This window comes from Pseudomonas sp. EYE_354 (assembly GCF_023148575.1).
Lineage (GTDB): Bacteria > Pseudomonadota > Gammaproteobacteria > Pseudomonadales > Pseudomonadaceae > Aquipseudomonas.
Window position 1 is genome coordinate 1 of sequence record NZ_JAHXNQ010000026.1, and the last position, 12,943, is coordinate 12,943.

The 12,943-nt window shown below is 63.1% G+C and carries 15 protein-coding genes and 1 pseudogene; 11 read left to right on the plus strand and 5 right to left on the minus strand.

Annotated features, from left to right (window positions below; all coding sequences use genetic code 11):
• The 5 genes and pseudogenes from KZX66_RS25360 to KZX66_RS25380 form a co-directional block, all read left to right on the plus strand.
• Positions 1-188, plus strand: a pseudogene (locus KZX66_RS25360) (ribonucleotide-diphosphate reductase subunit beta); the annotation flags it as partial.
• A 76-nt stretch (positions 189-264) separates the two neighbouring features.
• The gene (locus tag KZX66_RS25365) at positions 265-753 is read left to right on the plus strand and encodes a DUF1289 domain-containing protein (protein ID WP_248083948.1); all 489 of its coding nucleotides are present in this window, start codon (positions 265-267) and stop codon (positions 751-753) included.
• 119 nt (positions 754-872) lie between these two features.
• Entirely contained in the window at positions 873-1,799 is a 927-nt protein-coding gene (locus KZX66_RS25370; RefSeq protein ID WP_248083949.1) for a class I SAM-dependent methyltransferase, read from the plus strand.
• Between the two features lie 148 nt (positions 1,800-1,947).
• Positions 1,948-2,667, plus strand: coding sequence for a phosphatidylcholine synthase (gene pcsA, locus KZX66_RS25375; protein WP_248083950.1), 720 nt, complete (start codon positions 1,948-1,950; stop codon positions 2,665-2,667).
• A gap of 99 nt (positions 2,668-2,766) precedes the next feature.
• Entirely contained in the window at positions 2,767-3,546 is a 780-nt protein-coding gene (locus KZX66_RS25380; RefSeq protein WP_248083951.1) for a TSUP family transporter, read from the plus strand.
• Here KZX66_RS25380 and nudC read toward each other — a convergent pair.
• Both nudC and KZX66_RS25390 read right to left on the minus strand, forming a co-directional pair.
• The gene (nudC, locus tag KZX66_RS25385) at positions 3,514-4,347 is read right to left on the minus strand and encodes an NAD(+) diphosphatase (RefSeq protein ID WP_248083952.1); all 834 of its coding nucleotides are present in this window, start codon (positions 4,345-4,347) and stop codon (positions 3,514-3,516) included. The two genes, KZX66_RS25380 and nudC, sit on opposite strands and share 33 nt — an antisense overlap.
• A 5-nt stretch (positions 4,348-4,352) precedes the next feature.
• Positions 4,353-5,165 (minus strand): crotonase/enoyl-CoA hydratase family protein, encoded by an 813-nt coding sequence (locus tag KZX66_RS25390; protein WP_248083953.1) that lies wholly within the window; start codon positions 5,163-5,165, stop codon positions 4,353-4,355.
• Between the two features lie 161 nt (positions 5,166-5,326).
• Between KZX66_RS25390 and KZX66_RS25395 the strand changes: the two genes are divergently transcribed.
• The 3 genes from KZX66_RS25395 to KZX66_RS25405 all read left to right on the plus strand — a co-directional run bounded on the left by KZX66_RS25395 (position 5,327) and on the right by KZX66_RS25405 (position 7,650).
• Positions 5,327-5,881, plus strand: a complete 555-nt coding sequence (locus KZX66_RS25395) for a UPF0149 family protein (protein ID WP_248083954.1) — start codon at positions 5,327-5,329, stop codon at positions 5,879-5,881.
• Between the two features lie 90 nt (positions 5,882-5,971).
• Complete coding sequence (locus KZX66_RS25400; RefSeq protein ID WP_248083955.1) at positions 5,972-7,228, plus strand: 3-phosphoshikimate 1-carboxyvinyltransferase; 1,257 nt, start codon at positions 5,972-5,974, stop codon at positions 7,226-7,228.
• A gap of 32 nt (positions 7,229-7,260) precedes the next feature.
• Entirely contained in the window at positions 7,261-7,650 is a 390-nt protein-coding gene (locus KZX66_RS25405) for a hypothetical protein (protein WP_248083956.1), read from the plus strand.
• Between the two features lies 1 nt (position 7,651).
• Here KZX66_RS25405 and KZX66_RS25410 read toward each other — a convergent pair whose 3' ends face one another.
• A complete protein-coding gene (locus KZX66_RS25410) occupies positions 7,652-8,251 on the minus strand; it encodes an NAD(P)H-dependent oxidoreductase (RefSeq protein WP_248083957.1) in 600 nt (199 codons plus the stop codon).
• Positions 8,252-8,320: 69 nt separating this feature from the next.
• Between KZX66_RS25410 and KZX66_RS25415 the strand changes: the two genes are divergently transcribed.
• Positions 8,321-8,923: a TetR/AcrR family transcriptional regulator gene (locus tag KZX66_RS25415; RefSeq protein ID WP_248083958.1), complete on the plus strand. Its 603-nt coding sequence runs from the start codon at positions 8,321-8,323 to the stop codon at positions 8,921-8,923.
• Here KZX66_RS25415 and KZX66_RS25420 read toward each other — a convergent pair.
• A complete protein-coding gene (locus KZX66_RS25420; RefSeq protein WP_248083959.1) occupies positions 8,904-9,584 on the minus strand; it encodes a GNAT family N-acetyltransferase in 681 nt (226 codons plus the stop codon). The genes KZX66_RS25415 and KZX66_RS25420 overlap by 20 nt on opposite strands.
• Before the next feature lie 56 nt (positions 9,585-9,640).
• Complete coding sequence (locus tag KZX66_RS25425) at positions 9,641-10,522, minus strand: LysR family transcriptional regulator (protein ID WP_248083960.1); 882 nt, start codon at positions 10,520-10,522, stop codon at positions 9,641-9,643.
• A 114-nt stretch (positions 10,523-10,636) separates the two neighbouring features.
• On the opposite strand from KZX66_RS25425, the gene KZX66_RS25430 reads away from it, so the two are divergent.
• Together KZX66_RS25430 and KZX66_RS25435 are read left to right on the plus strand one after the other, a co-directional pair.
• On the plus strand, positions 10,637-11,845 hold the full coding sequence (locus tag KZX66_RS25430; protein WP_248083961.1) for an MFS transporter: 1,209 nt from the start codon (positions 10,637-10,639) through the stop codon (positions 11,843-11,845).
• Positions 11,846-11,926: 81 nt separating this feature from the next.
• The gene (locus tag KZX66_RS25435; protein ID WP_248083962.1) at positions 11,927-12,778 is read left to right on the plus strand and encodes a CAP domain-containing protein; all 852 of its coding nucleotides are present in this window, start codon (positions 11,927-11,929) and stop codon (positions 12,776-12,778) included.
• Positions 12,779-12,943: the final 165 nt, after the last annotated feature.

Genomic DNA, 12,943 nt, shown 5'->3' on the forward strand with positions numbered 1-12,943 from the left:
TGATGGAGGATTATCTGAAGTTCATCGCGAATCGTCGGTTGTCGCAGATTGGGTTGAAGGAAGAGTACCCAGGGACGACTAACCCGTTCCCGTGGATGAGCGAGATTATGGACTTGAAGAAAGAGAAAAACTTCTTCGAAACCCGTGTGATCGAGTACCAGACCGGCGGAGCGCTGAGCTGGGATTGATTGACAATCCGCCTTCGCAAGCAAGCCCGCTGCCACAGGGGCTATCTGCGTTATTTAAACGTGCGTACCTGCCTTTATGCCCAACCAAACCATCAAGACCCCCTGCATCGGCCTGTGCTCCACCGTTTACGGTGACCTTGTGTGCCGGGGGTGCAAGCGCTATCACCATGAAGTGATCCAGTGGAATGGCTACAACGCCGAGGAAAAACAGGCAGTGTGGCTGCGCCTTGAGCAGTTACTGGTGCAAGTGATGGCCAGCAAGCTGGAAGTGTTCGACCCACAGCGTCTGCGCCAGCAGTTGGAAGACCGCAAAATTCGCTTTGTGCCGCATCAGTCGCCGTATTGCTGGGCGTACCAACTGATCGCACGCGGCGCGCGGGTCATGTCCAGGCTGGATGCCTACGGGTTGGCGTTACTGCCGGAGTTTCGTGACCGCCACCTAACGGACTTGCGCGACGCGATCGATCGCGAGTTTTTCCTGTTGTCCGAGGCGCACTACGAACGGTACATCGCACCGGGATTCTTGAAGGAAGCCTTCGGACCCGCTCTGATCGCGACCTGCTAGCCAGCGTCGTTGTAGTGAGCGAGCCTGCCCCGCGCCCCTGCGGCCAAGGTGTGCGCAAACCCCCGCAAACCCCGCCAGTGTGTTTAAAATGCCGCCCGCTTAACCACCGACGCTCAACGATGACCCCAGACGCACTCGCCACCCTGCACACCCACTTGCTCACCGCCCTGGCCAGCCCACCCGCTGAAACCCGACGCCTGTTCCACGGGCGCGGTCGCTGCTGGCCGGGCCTGGAGCAACTGACGGTGGACTGGCTGCAAGGGGTGATCCTGGTGGCGTTGTTCAAGGAGCCCGAAGCAGCGCAACTGGACGCGCTGAAACAGCTGCTGAGCGACATCGAATGGGCACGCTTCGGCGCGCACACCGTCGCACTGCAACACCGCTACCTGCCGCAAAGCACCACCGAGTGGCTGGTGGGCGACGCCATCGATGAACTGATCATCACCGAAGGCGGCCTGCGCTACCTGATCGACCTGGGCAAGAAACAGAACAGCGGATTGTTCCTCGACATGCGCTACGGCCGACACTGGGTGCGCGAGCACGCCAAGGGCCAGCATGTCCTCAACCTGTTCGCCTACACCTGCGGGTTCTCGGTGGCGGCCATCGAAGGCGGCGCCGAGCACGTGGTGAATCTGGACATGGCCCGTGGCGCCCTGAGCCGGGGTCGCGACAACCATCGTCTCAATGGCCACGACTTGAGCAAGGTCACGTTTCTGGGCCACGACCTGTTCAAATCCTGGGCCAAAGTCACCCACGGCGGCCCGTACGACCTGGTGATCATCGACCCGCCGTCATTCCAGAAAGGCAGCTTCCTGCTGACCAAAGACTACCAGCGCGTACTGCGCCGCCTGCCGGACCTGCTCACGCCACAGGGCACGGTGCTGGCGTGCATGAACGACCCGGCCTTTGGCGAAGACTTCCTGATCGACGGCGTGACCCGCGAAGCGCCGGGCCTGCGCTTTGTGGAGCGCCTGCAAAACCCACCGGAATTTCCGGATATTGACGCGCAAAGTGGCTTGAAGGCCCTGGTGTTCCGCCAGGGTTGATGCCGAAATGTCCTACGCTTGCTACGCTTAGCGATACACCGGGCGGTGAACCTTATGCGCCCCTTCCCGGTCGATACCTGCATTCCCCGGCCAGAATCGACGGCGTTACGTTGTCGGCTGCCCCGTTTCACCTTTTGGAGAACCGCCCGTGATATCGACCCTGCATGTAGCCAGAATCAAAGCCTGGGGGGCCCACGGCTTTACCGCCACCGGCGTGGTGCTGGCGTTTTTGGCCACGCTGGCGCTGCTTGAGAACTCACCCAAGGCCTGCCTGCTGTGGCTGGGCCTGGCGCTGGTGGTGGACGGCGTGGACGGTTCCCTGGCGCGACGCTTGAACGTCAGCACGGTGCTGCCCAGCTTTGACGGCTCGGTACTTGACCTGGTGATCGACTACCTCACCTACGTGTTCATTCCGGCACTGTTTATCTACCGCTATATCGATCTGCCGGAGTTCACGCACCTGTTCACGGTGTCGGTGATCCTGGTGTCGTCGCTGTTCTGCTTCTGCAACGTCAACATGAAGAGCAAAGACAACTATTTCGTCGGTTTCCCCGCCGCCTGGAACGTGGTTGCCCTGTGCGTGTACATCATCCAGCCCGAGGCGTGGGTAACGCTGCTGACCGTGATCGGCCTGGCGCTGCTGACCGTGACGCCGATGAAGTTTTTGCACCCGTTCCGCGTCAAGCGCTTTATGCCGCTCAATATCGCGGTGACCACTATCTGGTTGCTGTGCAGCTTTTTGATGGTGGTGGACTACCCCAACACCAACCCGTGGACCTTTGGGTTGTGGTCGCTGATGTCAGCGTACTTTTTGGGGATCTGCGTGTGGCGCACGGCCTTGGAGTGGCTCGACAAACGTCACGGCTGAATACAGGCCCGTGTGGAATCTGCATTCATTTGGATCTGTATGGGTGTGGCAGGTAAGATGGCGACCTTTCAGCAGTCCCGCCAATCATAAGCCCTGCCCATGCCCTTCGAACTCAGCGTTGACCTGACCACCCTCGCCATTCTCGCCGCCGTGGCGTTTATCGCCGGTTTTATCGACGCCATCGCCGGCGGTGGCGGCCTGCTCACCACCCCCGCCTTGCTCACCGCCGGCATGCCGCCGCACTTGGTGCTGGGGACCAACAAGCTCAGCTCCACCTTCGGCTCGGCCACCGCCAGCTTTACCTTCTACCGCCGCAAGCTGTTCCACCCGCGCCAGTGGGTGCACGCCATCGTCGGGACGTTGATCGGAGCACTGGCCGGCGCAGTGGTCGCCCACTACCTGCCCGCAGAGACCCTGAACAAGATGCTGCCGGTGATCGTGTTCGGCTGTGGCCTGTACCTGCTGTTCGGCGGCACGCCCAAGGCAGCGCTGGACAATGACGCACCGATCAAGAAGAAGTGGCAGTCCACCCAGGGCTTTGGGCTGGGCTTCTACGACGGCGTGGCCGGGCCGGGCACCGGCGCGTTCTGGACGGTGAGCACGATGCTGCTGCACCCCATCGACCTGGTGAAAGCCAGCGGCGTGGCGCGCAGCATGAACTTCGTCAGCAACGCGGCGGCACTGTCGGTATTTATCTTCAATGGCTCGGTGGACTGGGTTGTCGGCCTGGCGATGGGCGTTTCGGTGATGGGTGGCGCGTTCTTTGGCGCACGCAGCGCGATCAGCGGCGGCGCCAAGTTCATTCGCCCGGTGTTCATCACCGTGGTTCTCGGGCTGACGGTGCGCCTAGCCTGGCAGCACTGGTTCAGCGTGGCCTAAGCGACGGGCCAGGTAGAGGTCGATCAGGTAACGCGCAATGGAGCGCGACGCCGGCAGCGGCGGCAGGTCATGGATGTTGAACCACTGCGCGTCTTCGATCTCGTCGGCCTGGGGCACGATATCGCCCCCGGCGTATTCGGCATGGAACCCCAGCATCATCGAATGAGGGAACGGCCAGCACTGGCTGCCCATGTACTGGATGTTCTTGACCTCCACCTGCACTTCCTCGCGCACTTCACGGATCAGGCAGTCTTCGGCCGACTCACCCGGCTCGGCAAACCCCGCCAGCGTGCTGTACACCCCCGTGACAAACCGCGGTGAACGCGCCAGCAGAATCTTGTCACCACGGGTCACCAGCACGATCATGCTCGGCGAAATCCGCGGGTAGCTGCGCAGGTCACAGGCCTGGCAGTACATGGCGCGTTCCCGAGGCACCTGGACCATGGCCTGGCCGCAACTGCCGCAAAACCGATGCTCACGTGCCCACGTGCCGATCTGCGCCGCATACCCGAGCACTTTGTACAGGGTGTGATCGCCCTGCAGCATGAAGCCGCGCAGGCCCTGCCAACTGCAGCCCTGCACGTCACTCGCCGCATTGAGTTCCAGCAGGTACACCGGTTCGCCATCGAGGTGGCCGATGCCGTGTTCGGCAAACACCGACAGGTCCTGGCGCTTGAGCCATTCCCGGGGAAACAGCGGGCCATTGTCGTCATGCAAAAAGCCTTCGCGGCTGCGGGCGACGGCCCAGCCGCCGGGGGTGTCAGTGTCCAGCAGCGTTGTGGTAATCCAGCCTGGGGTCATGTCAGTCAATCCACGAATTCGGGTTTCTGCTTGCTCATGTGGGCCGCGATGGCCACACGCAGGTCGTTGGATTGCAACATAGCCGAGTTCCAGGTGGCAACGTATTCCAGGCCATCATTGATCGTATGGTCACGCATGTAGCTGATCATGGCCTTGGTGCCGGTCACGGCGATCGGTGATTTGGCGGCGATGTCATGGGCAATCTCCAGCACCCCGGCCAACAGGCTGGCAGGGTCCGGGTACAGCCGATTGACCAGGCCGATGCTGCGCGCTTCTTCGGCGCCGAACTGGCGGCCGGTGTACGCCAGCTCGCGCAGCATACCGTCGCCGATAATCCGCGGCAGGCGTTGCAGGGTGCCGACGTCGGCCGCCATGCCGATGTCGATTTCTTTGATGGAAAACAGCGCATCCTCGGCGGCGTAACGCATGTCACAGGCGCTGATCAGGTCGATGGCGCCGCCGATGCAGTAGCCCTGGATCGCCGCCAGCACCGGCTTGCGGCATTGGTCCACAGCGTTGAACGAGGCTTGCAGCTCGAGGATCTTGCGCCGCAACAAGCGTGCGTTGCGGCCCACGTCCTTGCCGAAGTCGTTGGCCACCGACGCCAGCATCATCAGGTCGATGCCCGAGGAAAAATGCTTGCCGGCGCCGCTGAGCACGACCGCGCGCACCGCATCGGTGTCTTCGACCCATTGGAAGATGTCGATGATTTCGGTCCAGAACGCGGCGTTCATCGCGTTGATTTTTTCCGGGCGGTTGATCTGCACATGGGCAACGTTGCCGGTGAGTTCGACGACGAAAGCTTGGTATTTGGACATGGCAGTGATCCCTGACTGGCGAGTGATAAGGCCCGAACTATAACAAGGGTGCACAACGGCGCATCGGCCAAAAGCGGGACTGGCAAAAAACCCTGCCAGGCGCCATCCTTGGCGCTTTAAGCCGCCCTGCCCGCGGCGTTCGACGTTTTGAAGGATATGCCATGCACACCCAACCCCTCGCCGCCGCCGAATTCGACTTTATCGACGACACGCTGCTCAAGTACGGCGATGACCATTCGGTGCTCAACCTGGCCGAGCTCGATGGTTACTTCACGGCCCTGGTGTCCAGCCCCAAACAGGTCGACGTCGCCGAATGGTTCCCCGCCATATGGGGCGGGCAGAACCCCGAGTGGAGCAACATGGATGACGCGCAGCGGTTCCTCGAACTCTGTGTGCGCCATATGAACACCCTCGCCGCGCAACTGGCCGGTAATGCCCAGGGTTTCAAGGCATTGTTCGACGAGAAAGAGCATCAGGGCCAATCGGTGACCCTCGCCGAAGAATGGTGCTTCGGCTATATCCGTGGCGCCGCTATCGGCAACTGGCCTGAACTGTCGGCCGAACACGCGGCGAATCTGGAGAAAATCTCCTGGTGTGCCGAGCAGGACAATTTCGAATTGCCCGTGGACCTGGACGTAGCCGCCCATCAGCGGCGTGTCAGCGAGATCGAGCCGGCGGCGCGGGCGCTGCATGATTACTGGCTGAGCCAGCGCTAAACCTCGACAAGCACCGCACCTTTGGCCGATTATTCGGGTCCGCCCGTCGACCACGCCGTACCCCTTTGCCTTGATCAGGAGCCCTGTCCCTTGAGTTCGCAGAAAACCGTGACCGTTACACCGCCCACTTTCCCCCTCAATGGCAAGGTCGCGCCTCCCGGCTCCAAATCCATTACCAACCGCGCCCTGCTGCTGGCCGCGCTGGCCAAGGGCACCAGCCGCCTGAGCGGCGCGCTGAAAAGCGACGACACCCGGCACATGTCGGTCGCGTTGCGCCAGATGGGCGTGACCATCGATGAGCCGGATGACACCACCTTTGTCGTCACGGGCTCCGGCAAGCTGCACTTACCTGCCCAACCGCTGTTCCTCGGCAATGCCGGCACCGCCATGCGCTTTCTAACCGCCGCCGTGGCCACCGTCGACGGCACCGTGGTGCTCGATGGCGATGACTACATGCGCAAGCGCCCGATCGGCCCATTGTTGGCCACCCTCGGCCAGAACGGTATCCGGGTCGACAGCCCAACCGGCTGCCCACCGGTGACCGTGCACGGCGCGGGCAAGGTCCAGGCCAGGCGCTTTGAGATCGACGGCGGTTTGTCCAGCCAGTACGTTTCGGCCCTGCTGATGCTGGCAGCCTGCGGCGAGGCGCCGATAGAAGTGGCCCTGACCGGCAAGGACATTGGTGCCCGTGGCTACGTGGACCTGACCCTCGATTGCATGCGGGCCTTCGGCGCACAGGTCGAGGAGGTCGACGACACCACCTGGCGTGTCGCCGCTACCGGCTACACCGCCCATGACTACCTGATCGAACCGGACGCCTCCGCCGCCACGTACCTGTGGGCTGCTGAAGTGTTGACCGGCGGGCGCATCGACATCGGCGTGGCCGCGCAGGACTTCACCCAACCCGATGCCAAGGCCCAGGCAGTGATCGCCCAGTTCCCGAACATGCAGGCCACAGTCGTCGGCTCGCAAATGCAGGACGCCATCCCAACCCTGGCGGTGCTGGCAGCGTTCAACAACACCCCGGTGCGCTTCACCGAACTGGCCAACCTGCGGGTCAAGGAATGCGACCGCGTGCAGGCGCTGCACGATGGCCTCAATGAGATTCGCCCAGGCCTGGCCACCATCGAAGGCGATGATCTGCTGGTCGCCGCCGACCCTGGGCTGGCGGGTACGTCGTGCAACGCACTGATCGACACCCACGCCGACCACCGCATCGCCATGTGCTTTGCTCTGGCCGGTTTGAAAGTGTCGGGCATCCGCATTCAGGACCCGGACTGCGTGGCCAAGACCTATCCTGAATACTGGAAGGCCTTGGGCAGCCTTGGGGTAACGCTCAGCTACTGAGCCAACCGCACCGGTTTGGGGAGGGCCTGCACATGACAATTCGCCAACCCTGCCCACCCGGCGCCTGTGTCTGCGACCGCGAACGTCTGTTGCAAGCACCCGGCGCCGACCTGCGCATCCTGAGCCTTACGCGCCAGGAAGAAAAACGCCTGCTCGAACGCCTGGAAGACCTCAAAAGCCTGCAAGACTTGGAGCGCATGCAGCAATTGATGCACCAGCAATTGGGCATTCGCGTGCACATTGCCCCAGGCCATACCGAGGTCAAGAGCATGCGCGGGATTCAGATTGTGATCGATGAGCTACCGGGAATGTGCCGCAAGACCCGGCAATCGATCCCGGCGGCGATTCGGCGTGGCATGGAAAAACGCCCGGAGATCGCCTACCGCCTGCTGGACGCCCACGACTTGTTTCGCGACGGTTGAATCAACCGACGACCGTCTCAGCCGCAAACACCTTGCGGCCCACCGCATGGGCCGTGTTCAGATGCGCGTGCGCCGCGCCGCCTTCCGAATCCAGCAACAACTGGGACGTCACCACTTTCGCCCCGCAATAATCAAAAATGCCGTGGTCGATCTGCGTGCGCATCGCCGTGGCGTAGCCGTGGCGCTCAAACGCACTGTCATCCGCCCCGCCGAGGGCCAGCAGGTGCACCTGCAAGTGCCGCAGTTTTTTCGTCACCGGGGTATCGGGGCCATATTCGATTGCCCAGCCGTTGACGAACACGCGGTCTATCCAGCCTTTGAGCAGCCCAGGCAGTGACCACCAGTAGATGGGAAATGCCAGCACCAGCGCATCGGCCCGATCCACGCGCGCTTGTTCAGCCCGCACATCGGCCGGTGGCGCGGCGCCGTGGCGGTGTACCCGATGGTCGGCGGCGCTGTAACGCGGGTCAAATCCTTCGGCGGCGAGGTCGGCGATCTCATAAGTGTGGCCGCTTGCCTCAAGGCCAGCGGCGACTTGCGCGGCAATTGCATGGGTGAGCGATTGCGGGTCGTGATGAGCGACAACGATCAGTGCGTGCATGACATTGACTCCGTTTGAGGTTAGGCTAGGCTTAAGTTACGAATAGTAAGTTACTTTTGGTATATAAGCATGTCAAGCCCTGAATCCCCTGCCCCGCGTCGTCGTTTGTCCCGAGAAGATCGCCTGCGCCAGTTGCTCGATGTCGCCTGGCAACTGGTGCGCGAGGAAGGCACCGATGCCCTGACCCTGGGTCGCCTGGCGGAACTGGCGGGCGTGACCAAGCCGGTGGTCTACGACCATTTCGTCACCCGCGCGGGTTTGCTGGCGGCGTTGTACGAGGATTTCGACGGGCGTCAGAATCAGGTGCTCAGCGACGCCATCGAAGCCAGCGCCGCGACATTGGATGAGCGCGCCTGGGTGATCGCCGCGTCGTACGTCGATTGCGTGTTACTGCAGGGACGGGAAATACCGGGGGTGACGGCCGCGCTGAGCGGTTCGCCGGAATTGGAAAGCCTCAAGCGCAAATACGAGGCGATCTTCCTCGATAAATGCCGCGACGCGCTGGCGCCCTTCGCGCCCACGGGCACGGTGTCTCAAGCCGGCTTGCGCGCCATGCTCGGCGCCGCGGAAGCCCTGTCCCACGCGGCGGCCAACGGCGAGCTCAGTCGTGAAGAGGCGCAGCAGGAGTTGCTGGCCACCATTCTGGGGATGGTTAATCGCGGCCGCCGCTGACGAACAGCTGGACCTTGCGCGCCAACTGATCCAGGTGCCGATCGCGTTGCTTCTCTGCATCGACCATGGCGCGCTTGCCGTGTTTTTGCAGCAGGTAGGTGTGAATCTGCCGGACTTCCAGGGAGCTGTAGATCGCGGCCACATCCAGCACGCCCATCAGGCCATCGGTGCCGTAGTCGCGGGTGTTCATCAGCACTTGGGTGCCGCGTGCGCCGCGCACTTTAAAGCCCATGGCCTCGAACGCGCGGACCTTTTCCACGGAGCAGGCCAGCTCGGCATGGGGATAGCGCGCCAACACGTCCTGCAACATGGCCCGTGCCACACCCCGGCGACGCGAGGCCGCCTGCACCGCCATGAACGCGATGCCGCACGCCTCGGGATCGTCCTTGACCGGCAAGCACAACACAAAGCCGAGGACCTTCCCGGCATCCTGCGCATCGGTGGCGACAATCAGTTCGACCGCGATGCCTTTCTCGCCATTGAGCGCTTCCAGGTACAGGTGCACCTCAAAGCCAATCGCGTACTGGTAGATGTTGTAGAGCAGGTTGCTCGGCGGCAGCGCCACGCTGCTGATGTCGGTGAGGTTGTCCACCACCAACTGCAGGATCTGGCCATTGATCGGCTCGGGGCACGGCGTGGTGTAGCGGGTAAGGCTGAACATGCAAATTCCTGGGGTTTTGCGTCAAGGCAGCGGCGATTGTACCTGTTGCGCGTGAGTTATTGCCCGCAGACCTCACGCAGGCACCCGCGCAGCCAGCGGTGGGCCAGATCCGCATCCAACCGCGGGTGCCAGAGCATCGCCACACTGAAGCTCGGCAAGCTCAGTGGCAGGGTAAAGCAGAACAGATCGCGGCGGTTGGCGGTGTAACGTTCGGGCACGCAGGCGATCAGGTCGGTGTCGCGGGCCAGGGCGATGGCAGTGGAGAAACCGCTGACGATACTGCCGATGCGGCGGGCCAGGCCGTGGGCCTCGAGCGCGTCATCAATCTGACCACGGTCTTGCCCGCGCCGGGAAACGTAGACGTGCTGGCCCTCGGCAAAGCGTTGGGCGCTGATCTCGCCACGGCTCAAGGGATGGCCTTCGCGTACCACGCCCACCAAGCGGTCGCGAAACAGTGCCTGGGTCAGGACTTCGGGGCTGGCGTCGGGGTCGACCACACCGGTTTCCAGGTCCACGCGTCCGTCACGTAGCAGCGCGCTGTCCTTGTCGGTCTTGTTGATGAACCGCAAACGCACACCGGGAGCCTCGCGGGCGATGCGCGCCAGCAACGCGGGGCCGATGAGCTCAACGAACTCCTCACTGGTGCGCAGGGTGAAGGTGCGTTCCACCTGCGCCATGTCCAGCGATTGCGTCGGGCGCAATACGGCCTGCGCCTCCTGCACCAGACGGCTGACCTGTTCGCGCAGCGCCATCGCCCTCGGCGTAGCCACCAGGCCGCGACCGGCACGCACCAGCAGCGGGTCGCCAGTGGTTTCGCGCAGGCGCGCCAGGGCACGGCTCATGGCCGAAGCACTCAGGCCCAAACGCCTGGCCGCGCCGGCGACGCTGCCTTCGGCGAGCAGCACGTCCAGGGTGATTAACAAATTAAGATCGGGCATTCGCGTTCCTCAGCAGGCGTTATATGCATGTATTAAGTGCAACCCGTGCGTCTTCCGCCATGGTAGGCGACACCGTAGATTTGTGACAGGTACGTTCACTCAAGGAATCGCCCCATGCCCTCCTCCTCACGCGGTAGCCTCGCCAGCCTGTCGTTGTCCATGTTGCTGGCATCCCTGGGCACCAGCATCGCCAATGTCGGCCTGCCAAGCCTGGCGCTGGCATTCGACACGTCTTTTCAGGCGGTGCAGTGGGTGGTGCTCAGTTATTTGCTGGCGATCACTGCGGTCATCGTCAGTGCAGGCCGACTGGGTGATCGCCTGGGGCGCCGTCGGCTGTTGCTGGGCGGGTTGCTGCTGTTCGCGCTGGCAAGCGGCGTGTGCGCAATGGCGCCATCCCTCACTGCACTGATCGCCGCTCGGGCGCTGCAAGGCCTCGGCGCCGCGAGCATGATGGCCATGGCCCTGGGCATGGTCGGCGATACCGTCACCCGGGAACGCACCGGCCGGGTGATGGGCTTGCTCGGCACGATGTCGGCCGTCGGCACCGCCATGGGGCCAAGCCTGGGCGGCGTACTGCTCAGCCTGTGGGGGTGGCGCGCGCTGTTTGCGGTGGGTGTGCCGCTGGGGCTGCTGGCGTTTGCGCTGGCCTGGCGGTACTTGCCCGCCGATCAACCGCGCACGCCGCTCGCGTCAGGCTTCTGGACTCCCCTGCGCGACGTTTCACTGCGCGTAGGCCTGACCATGAGCGCCTTGGTCGCCGCCGTGATCATGGCCACGTTCGTCGTCGGGCCGTTTTACCTCTCACGCGGCCTGGGCCTGGCCCCTGAATGGATGGGCCTGGTCATGGCCGTCGGCCCCTGCGTCGCGGCCGCCACCGGCGTACCGGCAGGCCGCCTCACCGACCGCCTCGGCAGCCGGCGCATGACCCGCACGGGGCTGGGCGTGTTGCTGTGTGGCGCCCTGCTGCTGGCGCTGACGTCAGGGTTGGTGGCCTACGTGATTGCGCTGGTCGTCCTGACAACCGGTTACAGCCTGTTCCAGGCCGCCAACAATACGGCGGTGATGAGTGACGTGCCGGCGGCACGACGGGGAACAGTCTCGGGGCTGTTGAACTTGTCACGCAACCTCGGCCTGATCGGCGGTGCCTCGGCCTTGGGCGCAGTGTTCGCCTGGGCCACGCCCGGTGTCACCCACGCCAGCGCGCAATCGGTCACGTTTGGCCTGCACGCCACGTTTGCCGTGGCGGGAGGGTTGATCCTGGTGGCCACGGCGATGGCATGGGGCCACAACGTTGCTGTAAACGACACCTGCAGGCTCCGTTGAGGTAAAAAAACAAAAAAGGCGTTGCACCGGACCGGGTTACATCGCGCATCATGGGCACTTTCAAGTTCAAGGGTAACGTCCATGCGCGTTCTGTCATTGATGATGGGTCTCACGACGCTGGCCGCCAGTACGGTGTTCTGCGCCAGCGCGATGGCGAATGAAGAAAGTCAGCTAGTCCAACAGATCAACGAATACCGCAGCCAGGTGCAACGCTGCGGTGACCAGGGTTCCCAGGAACTGCCGCCGCTGGCCAGCGACACACGGCTGGTGCTGCCGGCCAGTAACGTCGGCGATTTGCAGCAGGCCCTGGCGCGGGCGGCCTACCCGATGGTGAATGTACAGGCTATCAGCCTGTCGGGTCCCAAGGACGCCCAGGCCGCCATGAAGGCCGTGCGTGAAAGTTTCTGCCGGGTGGTGCTGGACCCGCAATTCGTCGACATCGGCGTAAGCAACAGCGGCCAGGACTGGCGCATCGTGCTGGCGCGTCCGCTGCTGTCCAGCGGACTGGGCGACTGGCAGACCGAAGGCAGGAAAGTGCTCGACCTGATCAATACCGCCCGCGCTCAACCGCGTCAGTGCGGTACCCAGGCGTTTACGGCGACCACACCGTTGTCGTGGAACGATAGCCTGGCCGATGCCGCCAACAGCCACACGCGCAACATGGCCAACGGTAACTTCTTCGACCACCTCGACCATGACGGCCGCACCCCCGGCGACCGTGCGGAGCTGGCGGGGTATATCGCGAAGAACATCGGTGAAAACATCGCCGCCGGCCTGGATACCCCGCGCAGGGTGGTCGATGGCTGGCTCGCCAGCCCCGGCCATTGCGCCAACCTCATGAACCCGCAATTTCGCGAGTTGGGCGCCGCCTATGCGATGGACCCAAAGAGTGACGCCGGGATCTACTGGACGGGCTTGTTCGGCACGCAATGAGGGTGAAACAAGGGCTAAAACCTTCTAGATATCCTTTAGTTAAACGAATAGAGCATCAAATTGCCATCTAGCGGATAATCGCGCTGAACTGGCAGTGTTCGGGCAGGTCTGTAGCTCTGCGCCAGGGCATTTCCGGCGCATTGCAGACTCTGGTAAACAAGGTGT

What these genes read in the sequence shown, in the direction of transcription:
- KZX66_RS25390 (WP_248083953.1), bottom strand. Translation starts at nt 5,165, where the DNA reads ATGTCCAAATACCAAGCTTTCGTCGTCGAACTCACCGGCAACGTTGCC.
- KZX66_RS25410 (WP_248083957.1), bottom strand. Translation starts at nt 8,251, where the DNA reads ATGCACGCACTGATCGTTGTCGCTCATCACGACCCGCAATCGCTCACC.
- KZX66_RS25420 (WP_248083959.1), bottom strand. Translation starts at nt 9,584, where the DNA reads ATGTTCAGCCTTACCCGCTACACCACGCCGTGCCCCGAGCCGATCAAT.
- nudC (WP_248083952.1), bottom strand. Translation starts at nt 4,347, where the DNA reads ATGACCCCAGGCTGGATTACCACAACGCTGCTGGACACTGACACCCCC.
- KZX66_RS25380 (WP_248083951.1), top strand. Translation starts at nt 2,767, where the DNA reads ATGCCCTTCGAACTCAGCGTTGACCTGACCACCCTCGCCATTCTCGCC.
- KZX66_RS25365 (WP_248083948.1), top strand. Translation starts at nt 265, where the DNA reads ATGCCCAACCAAACCATCAAGACCCCCTGCATCGGCCTGTGCTCCACC.
- KZX66_RS25425 (WP_248083960.1), bottom strand. Translation starts at nt 10,522, where the DNA reads ATGCCCGATCTTAATTTGTTAATCACCCTGGACGTGCTGCTCGCCGAA.
- KZX66_RS25435 (WP_248083962.1), top strand. Translation starts at nt 11,927, where the DNA reads ATGCGCGTTCTGTCATTGATGATGGGTCTCACGACGCTGGCCGCCAGT.
- KZX66_RS25430 (WP_248083961.1), top strand. Translation starts at nt 10,637, where the DNA reads ATGCCCTCCTCCTCACGCGGTAGCCTCGCCAGCCTGTCGTTGTCCATG.
- KZX66_RS25370 (WP_248083949.1), top strand. Translation starts at nt 873, where the DNA reads ATGACCCCAGACGCACTCGCCACCCTGCACACCCACTTGCTCACCGCC.
- KZX66_RS25395 (WP_248083954.1), top strand. Translation starts at nt 5,327, where the DNA reads ATGCACACCCAACCCCTCGCCGCCGCCGAATTCGACTTTATCGACGAC.
- KZX66_RS25405 (WP_248083956.1), top strand. Translation starts at nt 7,261, where the DNA reads ATGACAATTCGCCAACCCTGCCCACCCGGCGCCTGTGTCTGCGACCGC.
- KZX66_RS25415 (WP_248083958.1), top strand. Translation starts at nt 8,321, where the DNA reads ATGTCAAGCCCTGAATCCCCTGCCCCGCGTCGTCGTTTGTCCCGAGAA.